This is a genomic window from Streptomyces sp. NBC_00162 (assembly GCF_024611995.1).
Taxonomy (GTDB): Bacteria; Actinomycetota; Actinomycetes; order Streptomycetales; family Streptomycetaceae; genus Streptomyces.
In genome coordinates this window covers 3,871,205-3,896,392 of sequence record NZ_CP102509.1, presented here as the reverse complement: position 1 = coordinate 3,896,392, position 25,188 = coordinate 3,871,205, and the positions used below count along the sequence as shown (strand labels likewise).

At 68.7% G+C, this 25,188-nt stretch carries 17 protein-coding genes; 8 read left to right on the top strand and 9 right to left on the bottom strand.

Annotated elements, in window-relative coordinates; genetic code table 11:
* Positions 1-114 precede the first annotated feature (114 nt).
* From rplJ to JIW86_RS18000, 4 genes are all read left to right on the top strand, one after another.
* Positions 115-645: a 50S ribosomal protein L10 gene (gene rplJ, locus JIW86_RS18015; protein ID WP_215144029.1), complete on the top strand. Its 531-nt coding sequence runs from the start codon at positions 115-117 to the stop codon at positions 643-645.
* Between the two features lie 110 nt (positions 646-755).
* On the top strand, positions 756-1,136 hold the full coding sequence (rplL, locus tag JIW86_RS18010) for a 50S ribosomal protein L7/L12 (RefSeq protein WP_215144028.1): 381 nt from the start codon (positions 756-758) through the stop codon (positions 1,134-1,136).
* 589 nt (positions 1,137-1,725) lie between these two features.
* Positions 1,726-5,208, top strand: a complete 3,483-nt coding sequence (gene rpoB / locus JIW86_RS18005) for a DNA-directed RNA polymerase subunit beta (RefSeq protein WP_257554823.1) — start codon at positions 1,726-1,728, stop codon at positions 5,206-5,208.
* 97 nt (positions 5,209-5,305) lie between these two features.
* The gene (locus JIW86_RS18000; protein WP_215144026.1) at positions 5,306-9,205 is read left to right on the top strand and encodes a DNA-directed RNA polymerase subunit beta'; all 3,900 of its coding nucleotides are present in this window, start codon (positions 5,306-5,308) and stop codon (positions 9,203-9,205) included.
* A 61-nt stretch (positions 9,206-9,266) separates the two neighbouring features.
* Here the strand turns inward: JIW86_RS18000 and JIW86_RS17995 are convergent, their stop codons facing one another.
* The 7 genes from JIW86_RS17995 to JIW86_RS17965 all read right to left on the bottom strand — a co-directional run bounded on the left by JIW86_RS17995 (position 9,267) and on the right by JIW86_RS17965 (position 18,593).
* Positions 9,267-10,430, bottom strand: coding sequence for a M48 family metalloprotease (locus JIW86_RS17995; protein WP_257554822.1), 1,164 nt, complete (start codon positions 10,428-10,430; stop codon positions 9,267-9,269).
* A 27-nt stretch (positions 10,431-10,457) separates the two neighbouring features.
* Positions 10,458-10,982 (bottom strand): Pycsar system effector family protein, encoded by a 525-nt coding sequence (locus tag JIW86_RS17990; protein ID WP_257554821.1) that lies wholly within the window; start codon positions 10,980-10,982, stop codon positions 10,458-10,460.
* On the bottom strand, positions 10,979-12,280 hold the full coding sequence (locus JIW86_RS17985) for a hypothetical protein (RefSeq protein WP_257554820.1): 1,302 nt from the start codon (positions 12,278-12,280) through the stop codon (positions 10,979-10,981). The genes JIW86_RS17990 and JIW86_RS17985 overlap by 4 nt, the downstream gene beginning before the upstream one ends.
* Before the next feature lie 29 nt (positions 12,281-12,309).
* Entirely contained in the window at positions 12,310-14,397 is a 2,088-nt protein-coding gene (locus tag JIW86_RS17980) for a hypothetical protein (RefSeq protein ID WP_257554819.1), read from the bottom strand.
* Positions 14,394-15,137 (bottom strand): hypothetical protein, encoded by a 744-nt coding sequence (locus JIW86_RS17975; protein WP_257554818.1) that lies wholly within the window; start codon positions 15,135-15,137, stop codon positions 14,394-14,396. Before JIW86_RS17975 ends, JIW86_RS17980 begins: the two co-directional genes overlap by 4 nt.
* 135 nt (positions 15,138-15,272) lie before the next feature.
* Positions 15,273-15,992 (bottom strand): Crp/Fnr family transcriptional regulator, encoded by a 720-nt coding sequence (locus tag JIW86_RS17970; RefSeq protein WP_257554817.1) that lies wholly within the window; start codon positions 15,990-15,992, stop codon positions 15,273-15,275.
* Between the two features lie 99 nt (positions 15,993-16,091).
* The gene (locus tag JIW86_RS17965; protein WP_257554816.1) at positions 16,092-18,593 is read right to left on the bottom strand and encodes a YfhO family protein; all 2,502 of its coding nucleotides are present in this window, start codon (positions 18,591-18,593) and stop codon (positions 16,092-16,094) included.
* A 500-nt stretch (positions 18,594-19,093) separates the two neighbouring features.
* Here JIW86_RS17965 and rpsL point away from each other — a divergent pair, with 500 nt between their 5' ends.
* The 4 genes from rpsL to tuf all read left to right on the top strand — a co-directional run bounded on the left by rpsL (position 19,094) and on the right by tuf (position 23,451).
* Complete coding sequence (gene rpsL / locus JIW86_RS17960; protein WP_007265893.1) at positions 19,094-19,465, top strand: 30S ribosomal protein S12; 372 nt, start codon at positions 19,094-19,096, stop codon at positions 19,463-19,465.
* Between the two features lie 2 nt (positions 19,466-19,467).
* Positions 19,468-19,938, top strand: a complete 471-nt coding sequence (rpsG, locus tag JIW86_RS17955; RefSeq protein ID WP_257554815.1) for a 30S ribosomal protein S7 — start codon at positions 19,468-19,470, stop codon at positions 19,936-19,938.
* A 39-nt stretch (positions 19,939-19,977) separates the two neighbouring features.
* A complete protein-coding gene (gene fusA / locus JIW86_RS17950) occupies positions 19,978-22,110 on the top strand; it encodes an elongation factor G (protein ID WP_257554814.1) in 2,133 nt (710 codons plus the stop codon).
* A 147-nt stretch (positions 22,111-22,257) separates the two neighbouring features.
* Entirely contained in the window at positions 22,258-23,451 is a 1,194-nt protein-coding gene (gene tuf / locus JIW86_RS17945) for an elongation factor Tu (RefSeq protein WP_257554813.1), read from the top strand.
* A 212-nt stretch (positions 23,452-23,663) separates the two neighbouring features.
* Here the strand turns inward: tuf and rfbC are convergent, their stop codons facing one another.
* Positions 23,664-24,263 carry a dTDP-4-dehydrorhamnose 3,5-epimerase gene (rfbC, locus tag JIW86_RS17940; protein WP_215144009.1) on the bottom strand — a complete coding sequence of 200 codons (600 nt, stop codon included), beginning with the start codon at positions 24,261-24,263 and terminating at the stop codon, positions 23,664-23,666.
* Entirely contained in the window at positions 24,260-25,135 is an 876-nt protein-coding gene (rfbA, locus tag JIW86_RS17935; RefSeq protein WP_215144007.1) for a glucose-1-phosphate thymidylyltransferase RfbA, read from the bottom strand. Before rfbA ends, rfbC begins: the two co-directional genes overlap by 4 nt.
* Between the last annotated feature and the right edge of the window lie 53 nt (positions 25,136-25,188).

Below are 25,188 nucleotides of genomic sequence, written 5' to 3'. Positions count from 1 at the left end.
AAGCTCCCGGAGTGATTCGGTAGAGCTTACGCCCCGTGCGCTTGCGCCGGGGCGTTTCGTTTTGTTCAGCCCCTTCTGAGCGGTCCTCATCACCCGGAAGGAGGCCGACGCTCTATGGCAAGGCCCGACAAGGCTGCCGCGGTAGCCGAGCTCACGGACCAGTTCCAGAGCTCGAACGCCGCCGTGCTGACCGAGTACCGGGGTCTCACCGTCGCGCAGCTCAAGACGCTGCGTCGTTCGCTCGGTGAGAACGCCCAGTACGCCGTGGTGAAGAACACGCTGACCAAGATTGCGGCCAACCAGGCCGGGATCACCGCGCTGGACGAGCACTTCGCTGGTCCGACCGCGGTCGCCTTCATCACCGGTGACCCGGTGGAGTCGGCGAAGAGCCTGCGTGACTTCGCCAAGGAGAACCCCAACCTCATCATCAAGGCGGGTGTCCTTGATGGTAAGGCGCTCACCGCCGATGAGATCAAGAAGCTTGCGGACCTCGAGTCCCGCGAGGTTCTGCTCAGCAAGCTGGCCGGCGCGTTCAAGGGCAAGCAGTCTCAGGCTGCCTCGCTCTTCCAGGCGCTGCCGTCGAAGTTCGTCCGCACCGCGGAAGCGCTTCGCGTCAAGCTCGCCGAGCAGGGCGGTGCCGAGTAATTCGGCTCGCGCACTGATCCACGCCGCCTAGTGCGTGGGTCGTAGCGGGCCGTTACGCCCGCCTCTATATACATCCGGCACCTGCCGAATTAGTGGAAGGATCGCCCATCATGGCGAAGCTCTCTCAGGACGACCTCCTCGCCCAGTTCGAGGAGATGACCCTCATCGAGCTCTCTGAGTTCGTGAAGGCGTTCGAGGACAAGTTCGACGTCACCGCCGCCGCGGCCGTCGCCGCTGCCCCGGTCGGTGGCGCTGCCGCCCCCGAGGCCGCTGAGGAGCAGGACGAGTTCGACGTCATCCTCACCGGTGCCGGCGACAAGAAGATCCAGGTCATCAAGGTCGTGCGCGAGCTGACCTCCCTGGGCCTCAAGGAGGCCAAGGACCTCGTGGACGGCGCCCCGAAGCCCGTCCTCGAGAAGGTCACCAAGGAGGCCGCCGAGAAGGCTGCCGAGTCCCTCAAGGGCGCCGGTGCGGCCGTCGAGGTCAAGTAACACCTCTGGGGCCCTCTAGGGCCCCAACCAAGGGCGATCACCCGTAAGGGTGGTCGCCCTTTGGCGTACCCGCAGTGCCTGACTTGCCCTGGTCTCGTTGGGGAGTAGGGTGATCTTCGTTGCCCCGCAGCTGGGTCCGAAGATGATCCGCACGGAGCAGGGGGCCTTGACGAACGGGACTCGGCGCGCAATTCTCAGTCCCGTCGCCAGCTCGAACCAGCTCGAACCAGCTCGATCCGAGAACCGAGGCATGGATCGGCTACGAAGAGGGCAGTACTGATACGCGCTCTGTGTGCGAGGGACGCGACGACGTTGGACCGAGTGTTGTTGTTTTGAAGAGACGTGGGGAAGGCCTGTTGCCGGTTTCCGGAAACCTGGTCTGGACATCAGTGAGCCAAGTGGCTACACTGACCCTTTGCGCTGCCTGTTAGCTGCCCCCTGCCCGTCGCCAGGGGCATGCCCACGCTTGAGCACACTTGATTGATACGCCCTGACCTGGTCTTTTGGATCAGATCGGGAGGGTCCGTCTTCTGTGTCGGCTGGGACCGGTACGCGCGTAGTGAGTCCGAGCCCTCGGAAGGACCCCCTCTTGGCCGCCTCGCGCAACGCCTCGACCAATACGAACAACGGTGCCAGCACCGCCCCGCTGCGCATCTCCTTTGCAAAGATCAAGGAGCCCCTCGAGGTTCCGAACCTCCTGGCGCTGCAGACCGAGAGCTTTGACTGGCTGCTCGGCAATGCCGCCTGGAAGTCTCGCGTCGAGTCGGCGCTTGAGAGTGGACAGGACGTCCCCACCAAGTCCGGTCTGGAAGAGATCTTCGAGGAGATCTCGCCGATCGAGGACTTCTCCGGGTCGATGTCGCTGACCTTCCGCGACCACCGTTTCGAGCCGGCGAAGAACTCTGTCGACGAGTGCAAGGAGCGCGACTTCACGTACGCGGCTCCGCTGTTCGTCACGGCCGAGTTCACGAACAACGAGACCGGAGAGATCAAGTCTCAGACGGTCTTCATGGGCGACTTCCCGCTCATGACCAACAAGGGCACCTTCGTCATCAACGGCACCGAGCGTGTCGTCGTGTCGCAGCTTGTCCGCTCCCCTGGTGTCTACTTCGACTCCTCCATCGACAAGACGTCCGACAAGGACATCTTCTCCGCCAAGATCATCCCGTCCCGGGGTGCCTGGCTGGAGATGGAGATCGACAAGCGCGACATGGTCGGTGTCCGCATCGACCGCAAGCGCAAGCAGTCCGTCACCGTCCTCCTGAAGGCTCTCGGCTGGACCACCGAGCAGATCCTCGAGGAGTTCGGCCAGTACGAGTCCATGCGCGCCACCCTGGAGAAGGACCACACCCAGGGTCAGGACGACGCGCTGCTCGACATCTACCGCAAGCTGCGTCCGGGCGAACCGCCGACCCGCGAGGCTGCTCAGACGCTGCTCGAGAACCTCTACTTCAACCCGAAGCGCTACGACCTCGCCAAGGTCGGCCGCTACAAGGTGAACAAGAAGCTCGGCGCCGACGAGCCGCTCGACGCCGGTGTGCTCACCACCGACGACGTCATCGCGACGATCAAGTACCTGGTCAAGCTGCACGCGGGCGAGACCGAGACGGTCGGCGAGTCGGGCCGGGAGATCGTCGTCGAGACCGACGACATCGACCACTTCGGCAACCGCCGTATCCGTAACGTCGGTGAGCTGATCCAGAACCAGGTCCGTACGGGTCTCGCCCGTATGGAGCGCGTCGTGCGCGAGCGCATGACGACCCAGGACGTCGAGGCGATCACGCCGCAGACCCTGATCAACATCCGGCCGGTCGTCGCCTCCATCAAGGAGTTCTTCGGCACCAGCCAGCTGTCGCAGTTCATGGACCAGAACAACCCGCTGTCGGGTCTGACGCACAAGCGTCGTCTCAACGCCCTCGGCCCGGGTGGTCTGTCCCGTGAGCGGGCCGGCTTCGAGGTCCGTGACGTTCACCCGTCGCACTACGGCCGCATGTGCCCCATCGAGACCCCTGAAGGCCCGAACATCGGTCTGATCGGCTCGCTGGCCTCCTACGGCCGGATCAACCCGTTCGGCTTCATCGAGACCCCGTACCGCAAGGTCATCGAGGGTGTCGTCACCGACGAGGTCGACTACCTCACGGCCGACGAGGAAGACCGCTTCGTCATCGCCCAGGCCAACGCGCGCCTGAACGACGAGATGCGCTTCACGGAGAACCGCGTCCTGGTTCGCCGTCGTGGCGGCGAGATCGACTACATCGCCGGCGACGACGTCGACTACATGGACGTCTCCCCGCGCCAGATGGTGTCCGTCGCGACCGCGATGATCCCCTTCCTCGAGCACGACGACGCCAACCGTGCCCTCATGGGCGCGAACATGATGCGCCAGGCCGTTCCGCTCATCAAGGCGGAGGCCCCGCTCGTCGGCACCGGCATGGAGTACCGCTGTGCGGTCGACGCCGGTGACTCGATCCGTGCGGAGAAGGACGGTGTCGTCCAGGAGGTCTCGGCCGACTACATCACCGTCGCCAACGACGACGGCACGTACACCACGTACCGCGTCTCCAAGTTCTCCCGCTCGAACCAGGGCACCTCGGTCAACCAGAAGGTCATCGTCAACGAGGGTGACCGGATCGTCGAGGACCAGGTCCTCGCCGACGGCCCGGCCACCGAAGAGGGCGAAATGGCCCTCGGCAAGAACCTGCTCGTCGCGTTCATGCCGTGGGAAGGTCACAACTACGAGGACGCGATCATCCTGTCGCAGCGCCTCGTACAGGACGACGTCCTCTCCTCGATCCACATCGAGGAGCACGAGGTCGACGCCCGTGACACCAAGCTGGGCCCCGAGGAGATCACCCGGGACATCCCGAACGTCTCCGAGGAGGTCCTCGCCGACCTCGACGAGCGCGGCATCATCCGCATCGGTGCGGACGTCGTCGCCGGCGACATCCTGGTCGGCAAGGTCACGCCCAAGGGTGAGACCGAGCTGACCCCGGAGGAGCGTCTGCTCCGCGCGATCTTCGGTGAGAAGGCCCGCGAGGTGCGTGACACCTCGCTCAAGGTTCCTCACGGTGAGATCGGCAAGGTCATCGGTGTCCGCGTCTTCGACCGCGAGGAGGGCGACGAGCTTCCTCCGGGCGTGAACCAGCTGGTCCGCGTCTACGTCGCCCAGAAGCGCAAGATCACCGACGGTGACAAGCTCGCCGGCCGCCACGGCAACAAGGGTGTCATCTCCAAGATCCTTCCGATCGAGGACATGCCCTTCCTTGAGGACGGCACGCCGGTCGACATCATCCTGAACCCGCTGGGTGTCCCGTCCCGAATGAACCCGGGACAGGTCCTGGAGATCCACCTCGGCTGGCTCGCCAGCCGCGGCTGGGACGTCTCCGGGCTCGGCGAGGAATGGGCCGAGCGGCTGAAGGTCATCGGCGCCGACAAGGTCGCGCCGGGTACCAACGTCGCCACCCCGGTGTTCGACGGTGCGCGTGAGGACGAGCTCGCGGGCCTGTTCGAGCACACCATCCCGAACCGCGACGGTGACCGCCTGGTCCTCCCGTCCGGCAAGGCGCGTCTGTTCGACGGCCGCTCCGGCGAGCCGTTCCCGGACCCGGTTTCGATCGGGTACATGTACATCCTCAAGCTCCACCACCTGGTCGACGACAAGCTCCACGCTCGGTCGACCGGTCCGTACTCGATGATCACGCAGCAGCCGCTGGGTGGTAAGGCGCAGTTCGGTGGCCAGCGCTTCGGTGAGATGGAGGTGTGGGCGCTCGAGGCTTATGGCGCCGCTTACGCCCTCCAGGAGCTGCTGACCATCAAGTCCGACGACGTCACCGGCCGCGTGAAGGTCTACGAGGCCATCGTCAAGGGCGAGAACATCCCCGAGCCGGGCATTCCCGAGTCCTTCAAGGTGCTCATCAAGGAAATGCAGTCGCTCTGCCTCAACGTGGAGGTGCTGTCCTCGGACGGCATGTCCATCGAGATGCGCGACACCGACGAGGACGTCTTCCGCGCGGCGGAGGAGCTCGGTATCGACCTGTCCCGGCGCGAGCCGAGCAGCGTCGAAGAGGTCTGACGGGCCTGACGGGGGGCTCGCTCAAGAGCCCCCCGTCATCCCCGGGACCGTTCAGACCATGATTGAGACTCGACCCCGAAAGAGGGATTGACGCACAGTGCTCGACGTCAACTTCTTCGACGAGCTGCGGATCGGCCTTGCCACCGCGGACGACATCCGAACCTGGTCCCACGGCGAGGTCAAGAAGCCGGAGACCATCAACTACCGCACGCTCAAGCCCGAGAAGGACGGACTCTTCTGCGAGAAGATCTTCGGTCCGACCCGGGACTGGGAGTGCTACTGCGGCAAGTACAAGCGTGTCCGCTTCAAGGGCATCATCTGTGAGCGTTGTGGCGTCGAGGTCACGCGCGCCAAGGTGCGCCGTGAGCGGATGGGCCACATCGAGCTTGCCGCTCCCGTCACCCACATCTGGTACTTCAAGGGCGTCCCGTCGCGCCTCGGCTACCTGCTGGACCTCGCGCCGAAGGACCTCGAGAAGGTCATCTACTTCGCCGCGTACATGATCACGTTCGTGGACGACGAGCGCCGCACCCGCGACCTCCCGTCCCTGGAGGCGCACGTCTCCGTCGAGCGCCAGCAGATCGAGAACCGACGCGACTCGGACCTCGAAGGCCGCGCCAAGAAGCTCGAGACCGACCTGGCCGAGCTCGAGGCCGAGGGCGCGAAGGCCGACGTACGCCGCAAGGTGCGCGAAGGTGCCGAGCGCGAGATGAAGCAGCTCCGTGACCGCGCCCAGCGCGAGATCGACCGCCTCGACGAGGTGTGGGCCCGCTTCAAGAACCTCAAGGTCCAGGACCTCGAGGGCGACGAGCTGCTCTACCGCGAGCTGCGTGACCGCTTCGGCACGTACTTCGACGGCTGCATGGGCGCCGCCGCGCTGCAGAAGCGCCTGGAGTCCTTCGACCTCGAGGAGGAGGCCGAGCGCCTCCGCGAGATCATCCGTACCGGCAAGGGCCAGAAGAAGACCCGTGCGCTCAAGCGCCTCAAGGTCGTCTCCGCGTTCCTGCAGACCAGCAACAAGCCCAAGGGCATGGTTCTGGACTGCGTGCCGGTGATCCCGCCGGACCTGCGTCCGATGGTGCAGCTGGACGGTGGCCGCTTCGCGACCTCCGACCTGAACGACCTGTACCGCCGCGTGATCAACCGCAACAACCGTCTGAAGCGTCTCCTGGACCTCGGTGCTCCCGAGATCATCGTGAACAACGAGAAGCGCATGCTTCAGGAGGCCGTGGACGCCCTCTTCGACAACGGTCGTCGTGGTCGTCCGGTGACCGGTCCCGGTAACCGTCCCCTGAAGTCCCTCAGCGACATGCTGAAGGGCAAGCAGGGTCGATTCCGTCAGAACCTTCTCGGCAAGCGCGTGGACTACTCCGCGCGTTCCGTGATCGTCGTCGGTCCCCAGCTGAAGCTGCACCAGTGCGGTCTGCCCAAGGCCATGGCGCTGGAGCTCTTCAAGCCGTTCGTGATGAAGCGCCTGGTCGACCTGAACCACGCGCAGAACATCAAGTCGGCGAAGCGCATGGTCGAGCGCGGCCGCACGGTCGTGTACGACGTGCTCGAAGAGGTCATCGCCGAGCACCCGGTTCTGCTGAACCGTGCGCCCACGCTGCACCGCCTCGGCATCCAGGCCTTCGAGCCCCAGCTGGTCGAAGGCAAGGCCATCCAGATCCACCCGCTCGTCTGCACCGCGTTCAACGCGGACTTCGACGGTGACCAGATGGCCGTGCACCTGCCGCTCTCCGCGGAGGCGCAGGCCGAGGCCCGCATCCTGATGCTGTCCTCGAACAACATCCTCAAGCCGGCCGACGGCCGTCCGGTCACGATGCCGACCCAGGACATGGTCCTCGGTCTGTTCTTCCTGACCACCGACGGTGAGCTCCGTGACGTCAAGGGCGAGGGCCGCGCGTTCGGCTCCACCGCCGAGGCGACCATGGCGTTCGACAACAGCGAGCTCGCGCTCCAGTCGTCCGTCGACATCCGCTTCCCGGTGGGCACCATCCCGCCGCGTGGCTGGGTGCCGCCGGTCGCCGAGGAAGGCGAGCAGGAGTTCCAGCCGGGCGACAGCTTCCGGCTGCGCACCACCCTGGGCCGCGCGCTCTTCAACGAGCTGCTGCCCGAGGACTACCCGTTCGTCGACTACTCGGTGGGCAAGAAGCAGCTCTCCGAGATCGTCAACGACCTGGCGGAGCGCTACCCCAAGGTCATCGTGGCGGCGACGCTCGACAACCTGAAGGCGGCCGGCTTCCACTGGGCGACCCGTTCGGGCGTCACCGTGGCCATCTCCGACGTCGTCGTGCCCGAGGCCAAGAAGGCCATCGTCGCGGGCTACGAGGCGCTGGACGAGAAGGTCCAGAAGCAGTACGAGCGCGGTCTGATCACCAAGGACGAGCGCACGCAGGAGCTCATCGCGATCTGGACCAAGGCGACCAACGAGGTTGCCGAGGCGATGAACGCGAACTTCCCCAAGACGAACCCCATCTTCATGATGGTTGACTCGGGTGCCCGAGGAAACATGATGCAGATGCGACAGATCGCCGGTATGCGTGGTCTGGTGTCGAACGCGAAGAACGAGACCATCCCGCGTCCGATCAAGGCGTCCTTCCGTGAGGGCCTCACCGTTCTGGAGTACTTCATCTCCACGCACGGTGCCCGTAAGGGTCTGGCGGACACCGCCCTGCGTACCGCCGACTCGGGTTACCTGACCCGTCGTCTGGTGGACGTCTCGCAGGACGTGATCATCCGCGAGGAGGACTGCGGCACCGAGCGCGGCCTGAAGCTGAAGATCGCCGTTCGCGGCGAGGACGGCGTGCTGCGCAAGGCCGACGACGTCGAGACCTCGATCTACGCCCGCATGCTGGCCGAGGACGTCGTCATCGACGGCAAGGTCATCGCGCCGGCCAACGTCGACCTCGGTGACGTGCTCATCGACGCCCTGGTCGCCAACGGCGTCGAGGAGGTCAAGACCCGCTCGGTCCTGACCTGTGAGTCCGCGGTCGGCACCTGTGCCTTCTGCTACGGACGCTCGCTCGCCACCGGCAAGCTGGTCGACATCGGTGAGGCGGTCGGCATCATCGCCGCCCAGTCCATCGGTGAGCCCGGTACCCAGCTGACGATGCGTACCTTCCACACCGGTGGTGTGGCCGGTGACGACATCACGCAGGGTCTGCCGCGTGTCGTCGAGCTCTTCGAGGCCCGTACCCCGAAGGGTGTCGCCCCGATCTCCGAGGCCGCCGGCCGCGTGCGGATCGAGGAGACCGAGAAGACGAAGAAGATCGTCATCGTTCCCGACGACGGCAGCGACGAGACGGCCTTCCCGATCTCGAAGCGCGCCAAGGTCATCGTGTCCGAGGGTGACCACGTCGAGGTGGGCCAGAAGCTCACCATGGGTGCCACCAACCCGCACGACGTGCTGCGCATCCTCGGCCAGCGTGCCGTCCAGGTCCACCTGGTCGGCGAAGTCCAGAAGGTCTACAACTCGCAGGGCGTGTCGATCCACGACAAGCACATCGAGATCATCATCCGGCAGATGCTGCGCCGCGTGACGATCATCGAGTCCGGCGACGCGGAGCTCCTGCCGGGCGAGCTGGTCGAGCGGTCGAAGTTCGAGACCGAGAACCGTCGTGTGGTCACCGAGGGCGGTCACCCCGCCTCCGGCCGTCCGCAGCTGATGGGTATCACCAAGGCCTCGCTCGCCACCGAGTCGTGGCTGTCGGCGGCGTCCTTCCAGGAGACGACCAGGGTTCTGACGGACGCGGCGATCAACGCCAAGTCCGACTCCCTGATCGGCCTCAAGGAGAACGTCATCATCGGTAAGCTCATCCCGGCCGGTACGGGTCTCGCCCGCTACCGCAACATCCGGGTGGAGCCCACCGAGGAGGCCAAGGCCGCGATGTACTCGGCCGTCGGCTACGACGACATCGACTACTCGCCCTTCGGCACCGGCTCCGGCCAGGCTGTCCCGCTGGAGGACTACGACTACGGCCCGTACAACGGCTGAGTCGGACCAGAGCAGTAACCGCAGGGCGGTCACCCGAGAGGGTGGCCGCCCTGCGGCGTTTCTACCGGGTCGGCGTCAGGTACGGCTGGAGGTGGTGCAGCCGGGTCCGGTGGTCGGGGTGGGTGGAGAGCAGCCGGTCGAGGGTGCCGGGCTCGGCGAACGGCTTCCCCGTCCGGACGAGGGCCGCGTGCTTCTCCTGCTCCTCCTGGGCCATCACCCCGTGCAGCATCTGCGCGAGCACCGGCGCGAAGCCGAGTACGGCGGCGTGTTCGTCGGCCCGCAGCTCGGCGCGCCGGCCCACCGCGGCCGTCAGGTAGGGCATCACGAGCAGCAGCAGCGGGAGCCCGTAGGTGGCGGTGATCGTCACGAGGGTGAACAGGCCGACGAAGATGATCACGAATCCGGTGGCCAGGTAGGAGAAGAAGCTGGTGAACCGGATGACGAACACGGTCACGGCCCGGATGACCTGCCAGGCGATCCGCCCGGGCAGGGAGTACCACCAGCCCAGCAGCCCGGACCAGGCATGGCCGCCGGTGTGGTGGCCGAGCTCGTGGGCGAGTACGGCGGCGAGCTGGGACTTCGGCAGGTTCTCCAGGGCGTACCGGGTGACGCCGACGATGTGCCCGGCGGCCGCGTAGGCGTTGAGGTGGTCGCTGTCCTCGATCCACAGCTCGTAGCGGGAGCCGTCGACGCCGGCGCGGGCCGTGACCTCGCGCCACACGGGGGTGAGCGCGGCGAGCTCGTGGGGGAGCGGCCGCTGCAGACGCAGCAGGTGACGGGCGAAGAAGTCCTCGCTGGGCCGGTGGAAGACGAGGGCACCGCTGGCGGCCCAGAGCAGGGTGGGCAGCCAGTAGGGCAGGCCGGTCAGGGCTTCCAGGAGGGTGGCGACGAGCAGGACCACCATCAGGCTCATCAGGAACCCGGGGACGTGCAGGGCGAGCTGGCCGAAGGCGGTGGCGTCGGCGCTGCGCTGCTGGGCCTTGATGTGGACGCGGGTGCCCGGGGCGATCTGGTACTCCAGGTCGTCCAGGGGAGCCGGGGCGGGTAACGGGGCCGGGGGCGGGGCCGGCTGGTACGCGGGGTGCGCGGGCGGCCGGGGCTGCTGCCGGGGCTGCGGGTACGCCGCCGGGTAGGCCGGGGGCGGTGGGCTCTGCGGGTACTGGGGGGCCTGGGGGTAAGGCGGCTGCTGCTGCGGGGGCTGTGGGTACTCGGGTGGCTGGTTCACGGTGATCCTTCGTTGTTTTCGGGGACGTCAGCCGATGAGCAGGGCGGCGGGGATCAGCACGGCGGCGGTGCAGAAGGCCAACAAGCCGGCCCTGATCCACTGGTGTTTGCGGGCGGCGATCCGGCTGTTCTCGGCGAGCGCGGCCATGAGCGAGGCCCGGGGATCGCGGTCGGTGTCGGCGAGGGCCTCGGCGAGACGGCCCTGGCGGACCGCCGAGTGGATGTCACCGAAGTACGAGAGCGGGGTGCCCGGATGCCACTCGGCCGCGCGGTACCGGGGCAGCACCGCCAGCAGCAGGGCGGGCAGCGCCAGGGCCAGGGCGGTGGTCCCCGCCCACCAGACGGCCGTGCCCGGGGTGGAGAGGGAGTCCGGCCGCCAGCCCTTCCCGGCGAGCAGGGCGCTGATCACCCCGGCGGTCATCCCGAGGGCGCCGACCAGCACCGAGGCTTTGCTGTCGGCCCGGGCTATCTCGCCGCGCAGGTCGGCGAGCAGCCGGGTAGCGGCTTCGCCGCCGGTCGCGGACGGGGTCGGGTTCGGGGGCGCGGCGGTCACGGCTGCGGCCTCCCGTCGTCGGTCCCGGTCCCTGCCTGGGGCTCGGGGACCGGGGGCGGCTGCACGGGAGCGGTCCCGTACCCGGGCGGGGGCTCCCACTGGGAGAAGGTCGGGGGTGGTCCGAACTGCCCGGGCGGGGCTGCGGGCGGCTGCGCCGGCGGCGGTCCGGGAGGCGGTCCCTGGGGTGCGATCTGGCCCGGGTACTGCGGCGGGGCCGGCGGGGCCGGTTCGTGCGGGACGCCCGGGAGGCGCTGGTTCAGGATGTCGTTCATGGCCCGCAGCGCCAGCTGCTTGGGTCCCTGCAACTCGTGCCGCTCGGCCCCGCCGTCGCTGAGCACCTGGCTGACCAGGCTCATCTGGTCCCGGATCATCTGGAGCTGGTCCTCGCGCATGGTCCGCATGACGAGGGCCGAGTCCTCGGGGTGCTGGGCCAGGTGCAGGGCCCACCCGTGCACCCCGCCCTGCTCCAGGTGCCACTGGTAGAAGGCGATCTTCTCGGCCTCGACGCGCTGGAGCTCCGCCTGCTGGCGGCTGAGCTCCACGCGCTGCTGGTGCTCCCACTGCTGCTGCTGGAGGGCGAGCTGGTGCTGCTGGCCGCCGTAGGCCAGCGCCCGCCCCGTCGTGAGCTCGTCCTGCCGGCGGGCCCGCTGGTCGAGCTGGACGTCGTACCGCATGCCGAGTTCCTCGGTGAGGATCTGCTCGGCGGTGCCGTGCTGGATGGCCTGCATGCGCAGCTGGTGGTCGATGTTCTCCTGGTCGCGGCGCAGCCGGACGGTCCAGGAGGTGTGCAGCCCGCAGTCCCGGCCGAGCGGGCCGGCCTCGGGCAGCGCCCGCAGCAGTTCCCCCTCGGCCTGCGCGCTCTCGGCGATGGCGAAGCGCCGGGCGACCGGACGCGCGGTCTGTTCCAGCTCGCCGAGCAGCAGCCGGGGCACGTCGCGGTGGCCGCTCGCCACGAACAGCGCGGGATCCGCCACCCGCCAGCTGAGCTCCACGACCACCACGAACTGGTGGGCGTCGTTGTCGCTGGGGAGTTCGATGTCCGCGCGGACGTGGTGGACTCCCATGTCGACCTCGTACACCGCCGTGTAGCCGCGGGTGGAGCCGGGCCGGTGCGGCGGCAGGAAGGCGACGTACCCGCCCTTGGTGGTCGAGAAGACCAGGGCGTGGTCGATGCGGGTCTGCAGCTTGCGGAACACCTCGAACCGCCCGAGCTGCTGGACGGTGATCACCGGGTCGATCAGCTGGGTGTGCCGGTCGGCGGGCTGTTCCCAGTCCGGATGGCGGCGGGGATCGGACATCGCGCGGCTTCTCCTCGGTTCGGTTCGGTTCAGTGGGTCGGCAGTACGGTCAGCAGGCGCTGGGAGACGGCGGGTAGCACTCCGTGGTTCCCGAAGGTCAGCAGGTGGAGCAGCCGGTTGCGCTCGTCGGTGCGGGTGACGAGGGCGGGCAGCAGGGCGGCGAGCGCCCATTCGGTGTCGCGGTCGCGGTCGGCGGCCTCCACCCAGCCGTGCAGCAGGTCGAGGGCGGCCTGGTTGCCGGCGCGGTCGAGGGCGCCCCGCCACAGGGCGGCGATGCCGCGGGCGGATTCGGGCCTGGTCGCGGCGGCGCGGGCGTACCAGTCGAGGACCAGCGGGCGGCCGTGGGGCGCGTCGTCCTCGGTGTGCCGGCAGGCGCGCAGGAAGCCGTCGAGCGTGACGTGCACGGCGACCAGGTCGTCGTCGCGCGTGCGCAGCAGTTCGTCGAGGATCTCGTCGCACGTGTCGGAGAGGAGCAGCAACTCGACGGACTGGGCGACTTCGGCCTGCGAGTCCGGGTCCTTGTCGAGCGTGCGGCTGACGGCGCGCAGTGCTTCCACGGTTTCCGCCGGCCGCTCGTGGCCGATCAGCCCGTGGACGCGGATCGCGGCCCAGCGCAGGCGCAGGTGGCTGGTGTCGTCGGCGCACCAGCGGTCGATGATCCGCGGGATGTTCGGGGTGCCGATGATGTGCGCGAGGGCGAGGGCGTTGACGGCGCCGATCCGCAGCCACGGGCGGTCGGACAGTGCCCAGTCCTCGATGACGAGGGCCATCGCGGAGGGCAGGTCGTGGAGGGCGAGTACCGCGGCGGTGGACGCGGCCCGGGTGCGTACGAAGGATCGCCCGTCGGCGGCGAGCAGCCGCAGCCAGCCCACCAGCGCGGGACGGGCGGACGGGTGGCCGGTCCACACCTCGCGGAGCAGGACCGCCGCGAGGCGGTCGTCCTGGAAGGCGGCCATCGACTGGGTGACCGGGCCCCACTCGGTCTGCTCCTCCTTCGGGTAGCGGATGGCGCGGGCCAGCTGGAGGCGCTTGGCGGGGTTGGTGCCGAAGACGGGGACGGCCGCGGGCAGAGCCGGGTCCTCGGTGCGCTGGAGGAGGCCGAACAGGAGGTCGCTGAGTTCGGCGGTGAGGGCGTACGGCCCTTTGTGGAAGGCGGCGAGGGCGACGAGGAAGGCCTTCTCCCGCAGGTGGAGGGTCCCGTCCGCGTCCTCGAACCACTCCTGGATCTGCTGTTCCAGGGCGCCCTGGGAGAAGGTCTCGATCTCCGAGGCGTCGGCTCCGCGGAGGGAGTGCCGTTCCAGCAGGACGGCGAACCGTGCGGCCTCGCGGAGCTGGTGGTGCCGGCTCAGGAAGTCGGTGACGGGGGGCAGCGCCAGCAGCCTCCGTAACTCCGCCTCGTCGTCCACCATTGCGCGCAGCGAGGAGCGCAGGACGGCAGCGGTGTCGGGAGGCTGCCAGGGGCGGCCTGCGATGCCCTCCAGATGGGTGTGCGGACCGGCGGTGATCACCAGGAAGCTCTGGTCGTCGAGCTTGTCCCGGGCGGCCAGCAGGTGCGTGTCGCGCAGCGGCTGGTTCCGCGCGGTGATCGGGTCGCACAGTACGTACCCGCGCGCCTCCCCGGTGCCGAGCCGCTCGGCCAGGTTCTCGGGTGACGTGCTCCGGTCCAGCTGGTGCACCGAAGCGGCGCCCAGGTGCCTCAGCAGCATGAACGCGGCGGTACGCCGGCCCGTGAAACGGGGGCCGGTGAGGACCAGGACGCGCTCCTTGCGGAGCCGTTCCAGCAGGTCCCGGAAGTTGCTGCCGTCCTCGACGAACACCTGGTCGAGGCGGCGGAGGGTGGCTCCCGGGACCTCGCCGGAGGTGTGCCCGGCGCCGCCGACCGTCACGTGGTTCACGGTGACGCCGCCGTGGAAGGTGCCGCCGCTGATGCCGTGGTTGACGCCGCCGAAGACCCCGCCGCCGACACCGGCGCGCATGGCGTCGGGGATGCCGCGGAACAGGTCCCGCCGCGCGTCGTAGGCGCTCTGGGGCTGCGCGTCCTCCGCGGCCGCCGGCTCGGTCGCCGGCTCCGGCTGGTCCGCGCCCTCGGCCGGTGCCTCCGCGGCCGGCGTGCTCATCGGCGGTCACCGCCGCCCAGCCGGATGTCGCCGTGGAAGGTGCCGCCGTTGATGCCGTGGTTGACGCCGCCGAACTGCCCGCCGTTGATCACGTTCGCCGACCGGGTGGCCGCAGCGGCCCCCGTCCCGGCGCCGGAGTCCCCCTCAGGCTCCGGCGCCGGGCCCCCCTTCGGCAGTGGTCCGTACAGCCACGCGCCCAGCGGGCCGTTCTTGCTGGGCATGGTGACCGGGCTGAATTCCTCGGCCGGGATGCCGGTGTGGTGGTGCCGCACGATGCCCGCGTAGACCGGCTCCGAGACGCAGAGCGCGTAGTCGTCCGTACGCTCGCGCAGGGCCTGCTTCAAGGGTTCGCCGTCCAGCAGGCGGCAGGCGTGGTTGAGGTCCGAGCCCACCCAGCCGTCGAACTCGTCGACGGCGACGTACCCGGTCGCGAGGACGGCCCGCAGCCGGATCTGCGCCGAGGCCGCCGCCAGCCGGTTCACGGCGCGGAGCTGGGCGGGGACCTCGGTCAGCAGGGTGCGCAGCAGCGTGGTGAGCGGGGCGTTCGGGTCGATCAGCTCCATGATCGCGTCGCCGCGGTCGGCGCGCAGCCGTAACGTCTGGTCGATGCCGGCGGCCAGCAGGGTCCGGTCGACGACGTCGTACAGCATCCGGCGGAGGAAGGCCTGCTGGACGTCGTCGCGGTCGCTGTACCGCTCGGTGTCGACCAGGAGGATCGTGCGGGGGAGTGGGTCGTTCATGATCGCCTCTCGTGGTGGATCCCGGTGGATCCCTGCTGTGACAAGAGAGTGGGGCAGGCGGGCGCGTCGGGGTGAGGGCGGATGACGCACCCGGAGTGTGACGCCGTGCACTGAAGACGGGCCCTGGGGGCGAGCTCAGCCCTGGACGGGCGGTTGTGCCTGGGCGATCCGCCGCAATACGTCCGGCCGGACGATCACCAGGGCGCGGCGGCCGGTGATCACGACCCCGCGCTCGCGGAGCTCCTTGAGCTCCCGCTGGACCATTTCGCGGGAGGCCCCGACGGCTCCGGCGAGCTCTTCCTTGGTGAGCGGAACAGATAGCTCCACGCCGGTGGGGCCGGGGCGGCCGTGGGTCCGGGACAGGTCCAGGAGCAGGACGGCCAGGCGCTCGCGCACGCTCAACGAAGCGAACTCCAGGCGGCGCTGGTCGGCGGCCCGGGTGCGGTCGGAGGTGAGAGCGAGCAGCTGGAGGGCGGCCGCGGGGACGGCGGCGAGGAACGCGCGGAAGGACTCGTGGTCGACGGCCACGGCCCGGACCGGCTCCAGCGCGGTCACCGTGGCGGACCGGACGCGCCGGGTCAGGGCGGCCGACTCCCCGAGGATGTCGCCGGGCCCGCGCAGGGCCAGCAGCGCCTGGTAGCCGTTGGGGGCGACGGCCGTCACCTTGGTCCAGCCGTGCAGGATCAGCAGGATGTGCGACGAGGGTTCGTGCTGGTGGATCAGTCGGTCGCGCGGCGCGAAGGCCAGCTCACGGCCGAGCGCCCGTAACGCCGTGCCGTCCTCGTTCTCCAGCCGGGCCAGGAAGGGGACGCGGTCGTCCAGCCCTCCGTCGCCCGGGAGGTCTTGCCCTGTCATGCGGCCCCCCGATCCATCAGGGCGGTCAATGTACTGACCGGTGGCCGCGCGTAGATCCGGAACCACGGGATTGATGCCGGACGGTCACGGACAGTGCCGTTACGAGCCCGCTCTGCGGCGGCGCAGGCCGGTCACCGTGACCGAGGCCAGGGCCAGCAGGGCCAGGGTGGCGGCGGCCAGACCCGGGGTGAACCCCTTGGGCGTGAAGGTGCAGGAGACCTTGTCCGTGCCGGGCGAGAGCGGCAGCGAGACCAGGCCGTGGAAGTCGCGCACCGGGGCGGAGCACTGCCAGCCGGGGACGTCCGTCATCGCGAAGACCGCGGTGCCGGTGGCGCCCTGCGGGAGGGTGGCCTCGATGGTGTGGCCGCCGGCCTTGACCCGGGTGGCGCCGGTGGCCTTCAGTTGGGCGATCGTCTGGTCGAGTGCGGCGCGGTCCAGGCAGCCGAGCGGGTGCTCCCCGGCGGTCGCGCCCTCGGTACGGGTCTTCACGGTGACGTCGACCCGGCCCGAGGCGGGCACCCGGCCCAGCGGGACCACCCCGGTCATCTGGTCCTCCAGCGGCCGCTCGGTACCCCCGGCCAGGAGGGTTCCGTACAGGGCGGGGGAGTACCAGTAGGCCTCGGAGCCGGGCCTGCACGTGGCGGCGTAGGTCTGCTCGTCGGTGCCGCCCCCGCGCGTGACCGGCGGGACCTCGTAGACGGTGGCGCCCAGGACGTTCTCCTGGCGGGCGTAGACGCTGCCCGCCGGGTTGGTCGAGGTGTACGGGCCGCTGCGCACGGTGACCAGCGGCGGCGCCGGGAACTTCGAGCCCGTCCAGGTGCCCGGGGCGGTCCCGGGGCGGACCCGCGCGCCGATCGAGAAGATCGCGTCGAGCACCGGGTTGTCGGCGCCGAAGAAGGTCCGGCCGTCGTTCTTGAAGCCGTACCCGAGGGGCTCCAGCGCCCGGTACGTCGCCTCCGGGAGGTAGCTGCTGTAGTACTGCGGGCCCTCCGACCGGAGCGCGAGAGCGTCGTTGTACGAGGTCTGCGGCGCGCCGGAGTCGGTCCGGTACGCGGGCCAGCCGTCCACGCCCCGGACGGCGTCGAAGTGCTCGTTGATCGACTTGCTGGTGGTCGCCGTCGGCTTCGCCCAGCGCTCGCGGGCCCGGCGGGCGTCCGCGCTGGCCGCGGCCACCGTGGACTCGGCGAAGACGACACCGACCATCAGGACGGCCGCCACGGGAAGGAGCGCGCGCCGCTTCTCGCCCAGCGCGAGCAGGACCAGGGCCAGCAGGGAGACGGACCCGCCGCCGAGCACGGCCGGCCAGGTCCAGCCGCCGAAGTCGTCCGTGTGCCGGAGCGCGAAGGTGGCCGCCACCAGCAGCGCCGCGACCAGGGCCAGGTGCAGCGGGCGCGGCCGGTGGGCCAGCGCCAGCCAGGCCACGATGACCACCATCCCGCTGAAGACGAACGCCTCGCGGTACGGGTTGCCGTTCGGCACCGCGAGCCCGTGCCACGCGTACTGCGTGGGCGGGAACTGGAACGAGACGACGACGAGCAGGGTCGCGGCCGCCCACACCAGGCGGGTCTTCTTCGCGATGGCGGTGTTGAAGAGGAAGGTCCCGGCCAGGATCAGACCGAGCGAGGCGACGTAGAGGCGCGGGCGGCCGCCCCACAGGTGGGTGGCCGGGAGCATGCCCGCGAGGAAGATCTCGATCCGGACCGGGTCGAAGGCGGCGGCCTGGGTGGGCTGCGCCGAGCCGCTCGACAGGAAGGACGGCAGGAGCAGGGGGAGGGTGAGCAGTATCCCGGTCGCGGCGGCGGTCGCGGCACGCCACAGCGCGCGCAGTCTCCCCCCGACTCCGTCCGTCGTGTCGCGGGTGATCAGGCGGATGGCGAGCAGCACGCAGGCCGCCATCGTGGCCATCATCGCGGTGTAGAAGTTCCCGTACCAGGCGAGCGCGACGAGCAGGGCCGCGCCCGGCCAGCGGCGCCCCTCCAGGCACCACTCCACGGCGATGCCGAGCATCGGGAGGGCGACCAGGCCCCACAGCCACATGGGGATGTACGAGGCGTCGCTGAGGGCCCAGCCGCACAGGCCGTAACAGGCGCCGAGCACGCCGCGCTGCCACCAGGGGCCGGGCTGCAGCTTGCCGAGGTACACCGTCATCAGGGCGGCGGCGGTGCCCATCGTGATCGGGGTGATCGCGAAGACGGCGAGGTCGACGTGGGCCCGCGGGACCAGGACGACCAGCCACGAGAAGGGGTTGCCGAGGTACGTGTGGTAGTCGGACAGGAACTGCTGTCCGAAGCCGCCGCGCCAGGTGAAGAGCAGGTCACCGGCGGCCTGCCCGTGCACCAGGTCCCACAGCGCGCGGTGGAAGGGCACGTACTGGTTGGCCTGGTCGTTGATGGCCCGGCCGGTGTTGCCGAAGGGGAAGGTGCCGCGGGCCACCCAGGCCGCGGAGAAGGCGCCCGAGGTGACGAGGAAGGCGAGCAGGGGCCCGTACAGACGCGCGAGGCGCGGACGGCCTCGGCCTCGGCGGCGGGGCGAGGAGAGGTCGTGGCCGCCGTCGGGGGGCGGGGTGTCCGCCGTCGTCGGCTCCGAGGTGACCGTCCCCAATGTCCCGCTCCCTGATGGTCGTGCCGTTTGGGCTGAATCGCTCGGCAGTTTATTCGCCGGGCCGGTGCCGGGCCGCCCGCCGGGTCCCGGGCCGGGGCTCGCGCATACGCTCGCACGGTGGGGGGACCGGTGGGCGGAGCGGCCGGCGCACGGGCGCTGACCTGGCCGTCCCTACCACGCCCCGACCACATCCGCGAGTCGGCGGGGCCGCACGGGGGTGTCGCCCATGCGGCGCACGGGTCGTTACGATCTACGGGCGCCCGCGCCGGGGCTTTTGTTTTGACCGGAGTGGATGCGGTAGGTACGCTCAGACCTTGTGCCTGGGGTGTGCCTGGGCTCCCGTGCGTGTCCATCAACCGCAGGAGAGCCCGTATCGGCCACCGCGATCCATGCGTTTCCGTGCTTGCGCGGAGGTCCGCCGGATCCGACACACCCGACCGCGTGGGTCGGCAAATGTTCCAGGTTAGCTTCACTAACGGCACACAGAAACCGGAGAAGTAGTGCCTACGATCCAGCAGCTGGTCCGTAAGGGCCGGCAGGACAAGGTCGAGAAGACAAAGACCCCCGCGCTTGAGGCTTCGCCCCAGCGTCGCGGCGTCTGCACGCGTGTGTTCACGACCACCCCGAAGAAGCCGAACTCGGCGCTGCGTAAGGTCGCGCGTGTGCGTCTGACCTCTGGCATCGAGGTCACCGCCTACATTCCGGGTGAGGGACACAACCTGCAGGAGCACTCGATCGTGCTCGTGCGTGGTGGCCGTGTGAAGGACCTGCCGGGTGTTCGTTACAAGATCATCCGCGGTGCGCTTGACACCCAGGCTGTCAAGAACCGCAAGCAGGCCCGCAGCCGCTACGGCGCCAAGAAGGAGAAGTAAGAATGCCTCGTAAGGGCCCCGCCCCGAAGCGCCCGGTCATCATCGACCCGGTCTACGCATCTCCTCTGGTGACGTCGCTCATCAACAAGCTCCTCCTGAACGGCAAGCGCTCCACCGCCGAGCGCATCGTTTACGGCGCCATGGAAGGCCTCCGCGAGAAGACCGGCGCTGACCCGGTCATCACGCTGAAGCGCGCGCTGGAGAACGTCAAGCCGTCGCTCGAGGTCAAGTCCCGCCGTGTCGGTGGCGCCACCTACCAGGTGCCGATCGAGGTCAAGCCTGGTCGCGCCGCCACCCTCGCGCTGCGCTGGGTCGTGGGTTACTCCCGCGCCCGCCGCGAGAAGACCATGACCGAGCGCCTCATGAACGAGCTGCTCGACGCCTCGAACGGTCTTGGCGCTGCCGTCAAGAAGCGTGAGGACACGCACAAGATGGCCGAGTCCAACAAGGCCTTCGCGCACTACCGCTGGTAGTCCCAACCCACATCGAGACCGAGAGAAGACTGAGCCGAGATGGCTACCACTTCGCTTGACCTGGCCAAGGTGCGCAACATCGGCATCATGGCTCACATCGACGCGGGCAAGACGACCACCACCGAGCGCATCCTGTTCTACACCGGTGTGTCTTACAAGATCGGTGAAGTCCACGACGGCGCTGCCACGATGGACTGGATGGAGCAGGAGCAGGAGCGCGGCATCACGATCACGTCCGCCGCGACGACCTGTCACTGGCCGCTCGAGGACGTCGACCACACCATCAACATCATCGACACCCCGGGTCACGTGGACTTCACCGTCGAGGTGGAGCGTTCGCTCCGCGTCCTCGACGGTGCCGTCACCGTGTTCGACGGTGTCGCCGGTGTGGAGCCGCAGTCCGAGACCGTTTGGCGTCAGGCGGACCGCTACGGCGTGCCGCGTATCTGCTTCGTCAACAAGCTGGACCGCACCGGCGCCGAGTTCCACCGCTGCGTCGACATGATCAAGGACCGCCTCGGTGCGGTTCCGATCGTCATGCAGCTCCCCATCGGTGCCGAGATGGACTTCCAGGGCGTTGTCGACCTGGTCACCATGAAGGCGTTCGTCTGGTCCGCCGAGGCGACCAAGGGCGAGATGTACGACATCGTCGACATCCCGGCCACGCACACCGAGGCTGCTGAAGAGTGGCGCGGCAAGCTGGTCGAGACCGTCGCCGAGAACGACGACGAGATCATGGAGCTCTTCCTGAACGGCGACGAGCCGTCCGAGGAGCAGCTGCACGCCGCCGTCCGTCGCATCATCCTCGGCTCCGGCAAGGGCAAGGGCGAGCCCACGATCACCGCGGTGTTCTGTGGCACGGCGTTCAAGAACAAGGGCGTTCAGCCCCTGCTCGACGCCGTCGTCCGCTACCTGCCGTCGCCGCTGGACATCGAGGCCATCGAGGGCCACGACGTCCGCGACGCCGAGACGGTCGTGAAGCGCAAGCCTTCCGACGAGGAGCCCCTCGCCGCGCTCGCGTTCAAGATCATGCGCGACCCGCACCTCGGGAAGCTCACCTTCGTCCGGGTTTACTCGGGCCGCCTGGAGGCCGGCACTGCGGTGCTGAACTCCGTCAAGGGCAAGAAGGAGCGCATCGGCAAGATCTACCGCATGCACGCCAACAAGCGTGAAGAGATCGCCGCGGTGGGCGCCGGTGACATCGTCGCCGTCATGGGTCTGAAGCAGACCACCACCGGTGAGACGCTGTGTGACGACAAGGCCCCCGTGATCCTGGAGTCCATGGACTTCCCGGCTCCGGTCATCCAGGTCGCCATCGAGCCCAAGTCCAAGGGTGACCAGGAGAAGCTGGGTGTCGCCATCCAGAGTCTCGCGGAGGAGGACCCCTCCTTCCACGTTCACTCGGACGAGGAGACCGGCCAGACCATCCTCGGCGGTATGGGCGAGCTGCACCTCGAGGTGCTGGTCGACCGTATGAAGCGCGAGTTCAAGGTCGAGGCCAACGTCGGCAAGCCGCAGGTCGCGTACCGCGAGACGATCCGCAAGACCGTCGAGCGTCACGACTACACCCACAAGAAGCAGACCGGTGGTACCGGTCAGTTCGCCAAGGTGCAGATCGCGATCGAGCCGATCACCGAGTCGGACGGCCCGGCGTACGAGTTCGTGAACAAGGTCACCGGTGGCCGCATCCCGAGGGAGTACATCCCCTCGGTCGACGCCGGTGCGCAGGAGGCCATGCAGTTCGGCATCCTGGCCGGCTACGAGATGACCGGCGTCCGCGTCATTCTTCTCGACGGTGGCTACCACGAGGTCGACTCCTCCGAGCTCGCCTTCAAGATCGCCGGTTCGCAGGCCTTCAAGGAGGCCGCGCGCAAGGCTTCGCCCGTACTGCTCGAGCCGATGATGTCCGTTGAGGTCACCACGCCCGAGGAGTCCATGGGTGACGTGATCGGCGACATCAACTCCCGCCGTGGCCAGATCCAGGCCATGGAGGAGCGTCACGGCGCTCGTCTCGTGAAGGGCCTCGTGCCGCTTTCGGAGATGTTCGGCTACGTCGGAGACCTCCGCAGCAAGACCTCGGGTCGCGCCAGCTACTCGATGCAGTTCGACTCCTACGCCGAGGTTCCCCGGAACGTCGCTGAGGAGATCATCGCGAAGGCCAAGGGCGAGTAACTCTTCCGAGTACACGCTTTAGGCTTGTCACCGGAGCCTCTGGGGCAACAGGAATAACCTTCCGTTGCCCCGGGGGACCGGCTTTCCAGCAAAGATCACCTGGCGCCGATGAGTAAGGCGTACAGAACCACTCTCCAGGAGGACCCCGTGGCGAAGGCGAAGTTCGAGCGGACTAAGCCGCACGTCAACATCGGCACCATCGGTCACATTGACCACGGTAAGACGACCCTCACGGCCGCCATTACCAAGGTGCTGCACGACGCGTACCCGGACCTGAACGAGGCCTCGGCCTTCGACCAGATCGACAAGGCTCCTGAGGAGCGCCAGCGCGGTATCACCATCTCCATCGCGCACGTCGAGTACCAGACCGAGGCGCGTCACTACGCCCACGTCGACTGCCCGGGTCACGCTGACTACATCAAGAACATGATCACCGGTGCCGCGCAGATGGACGGCGCGATCCTCGTGGTCGCCGCCACCGACGGCCCGATGCCGCAGACCAAGGAGCACGTGCTCCTGGCCCGCCAGGTCGGCGTCCCCTACATCGTTGTCGCCCTGAACAAGGCCGACATGGTGGACGACGAGGAGATCCTGGAGCTCGTCGAGCTCGAGGTCCGTGAGCTGCTCTCCGAGTACGACTTCCCGGGCGACGACCTGCCGGTCGTCCGCGTCTCCGCGCTGAAGGCCCTCGAGGGCGACAAGGAGTGGGGCGAGAAGCTTCTCGGCCTCATGGCTGCCGTCGACGAGGCCATCCCGACCCCGCCGCGTGACACCGAGAAGCCGTTCCTCATGCCCGTCGAGGACGTCTTCACGATCACCGGTCGCGGTACGGTCGTCACCGGCCGTATCGAGCGTGGTGTCCTGAAGGTCAACGAGACCGTCGACATCATCGGTATCAAGGAAGAGAAGACCACCACCACGGTCACCGGTATCGAGATGTTCCGCAAGCTGCTCGACGAGGGCCAGGCCGGCGAGAACGTCGGTCTGCTCCTCCGTGGCATCAAGCGCGAGGACGTCGAGCGCGGCCAGGTCATCATCAAGCCGGGTTCGGTCACTCCCCACAAGGAGTTCGAGGCCCAGGCGTACATCCTGTCGAAGGACGAGGGTGGCCGTCACACCCCCTTCTTCAACAACTACCGTCCGCAGTTCTACTTCCGTACCACGGACGTCACGGGTGTCGTCACCCTGCCGGCCGGCACGGAGATGGTCATGCCGGGCGACAACACCGAGATGACGGTCGCGCTGATCCAGCCGGTCGCCATGGAGGAGGGCCTGAAGTTCGCCATCCGTGAGGGTGGTCGTACCGTGGGCGCCGGCCAGGTCACCAAGATCACGGCGTAGTTCCGTGCTCTGACCTGGTAGCTCGTTCTTCGAGCACCAAGTTGCACTGAAGGGCCCCGGCCCATCGCTTCGGCGGTGGGGCGGGGCCCTTCGGCGTTGGGCGTTCCGCTCCGTCGGTACGAGCTCCGTCGGTACGAGCTCCGGTGGTACGCGAAGAGGGCCGCACCCCCGGCAGGGGTGCGGCCCTCTTCTTCCGTACGGGCGGAGGCCGGTCAGCTCACGCGGAGCGACTCGGTGAATTCCTTGCAGGCCGCGTAGTCGGGCAGCAGCCCGGACGCGATCGCGTCGGCCAGCGACGGGGCGGCCTCGTCGCGGGCGGACAGCAGCGGGACGTCGGCCGGCCACTCGATGCCGAGGTCGGCGTCGAGGGGGTGAACCGAGTGCTCGCCGGTCGGGTTGTACGTCTCCGAGCAGAGGTACGAGAGCGTCGCGTCGTCGCTCAGCGCGCAGAACCCGTGGCCGAGGCCCTCGGGGATGTAGACCGCGCGGCGGTCCACGTCGTCCAGGCGGACGCCTTCCCACTTCCCGAAGGTGGGGGAGCCGACCCGGAGGTCGACGATGACGTCGAGCACGGCGCCGCGCACGCAGGTCACGTACTTGGCCTGGCCGCGCGGTACGTCGGCGAAGTGGATGCCGCGGACCACGCCCGTGGAGGAGACCGAGAGGTTCGCCTGCGCCAGGTTCAGCGGGTGGCCGACCACCTCGGCCAGCCGGTCGAAGCGGTACCACTCGGTGAACAGGCCGCGCGGGTCGCCGTGCAGCTGCGGGGTGACCTCGAAGACGCCCTCGATGGAGAGTTCGCGGAACTTCATCGGGCGGCCTCCTCGTCGAGCAGGGCCAGCAGGTAGGTGCCGTAACCGCTCTTGGTGAGGGGCTCCGCGAGCGCGCGCAGCTGCGCGGAATCGATCAGGCCGGCCCGCCAGGCCGCCTCCTCGATGCAGCCGATCTTGAAGCCCTGACGCTCCTCGATCACCCGGACGAACTCGGAGGCCTGCACCATCGAGACGAAGGTGCCGGTGTCCAGCCACGCGGTACCGCGGTCGAGGATGGTGACGTTCAGCTCACCGGCCTGGAGGTACGCGTCGTTGACGGCGGTGATCTCCAGCTCGCCGCGGGCGCTGGGCTTCAGGCCGCGGGCGATCTCGACGACCTGGTTGTCGTAGAAGTACAGGCCCGGCACCGCGTAGCGGGACTTGGGCTGGACCGGCTTCTCCTCGATGGAGATGGCCTGGCCCTTCTCGTCGAACTCCACCACGCCGTACGCCGTCGGGTCCGCCACCGGGTACGCGAACACCCGGCCGCCCTTGGCGTCGGTGTGCTGGGCCAGGCGCGTGCCGAGGCCGCTGCCGTGGAAGATGTTGTCGCCGAGGATGAGCGCGACGGACTCGTCACCGATGAAGTCGGCGCCGAGGACGAAGGCCTGGGCGATGCCCTCCGGACGCTCCTGGACGGCGTACTCCAGCCGCAGGCCGAACTGCGAACCGTCGCCGAGCAGCCGCTCGAACTGGTCGCGGTCTTCCGGAGTGGTGATGATCAGGATCTCGTTGATACCCGCCATCACCAGGGTGGAAAGGGGGTAGTAGATCATCGGCTTGTCGAAGACGGGCAGCAACTGCTTCGAGACTGCCCGTGTCAGCGGCCAGAGTCGGGATCCGGTACCACCGGCCAAGAGGATTCCACGCATGGGTGAACCCTATGCGAGAGGGCGTGGGAGAGCCGAGCCCAGGGAATGTGACG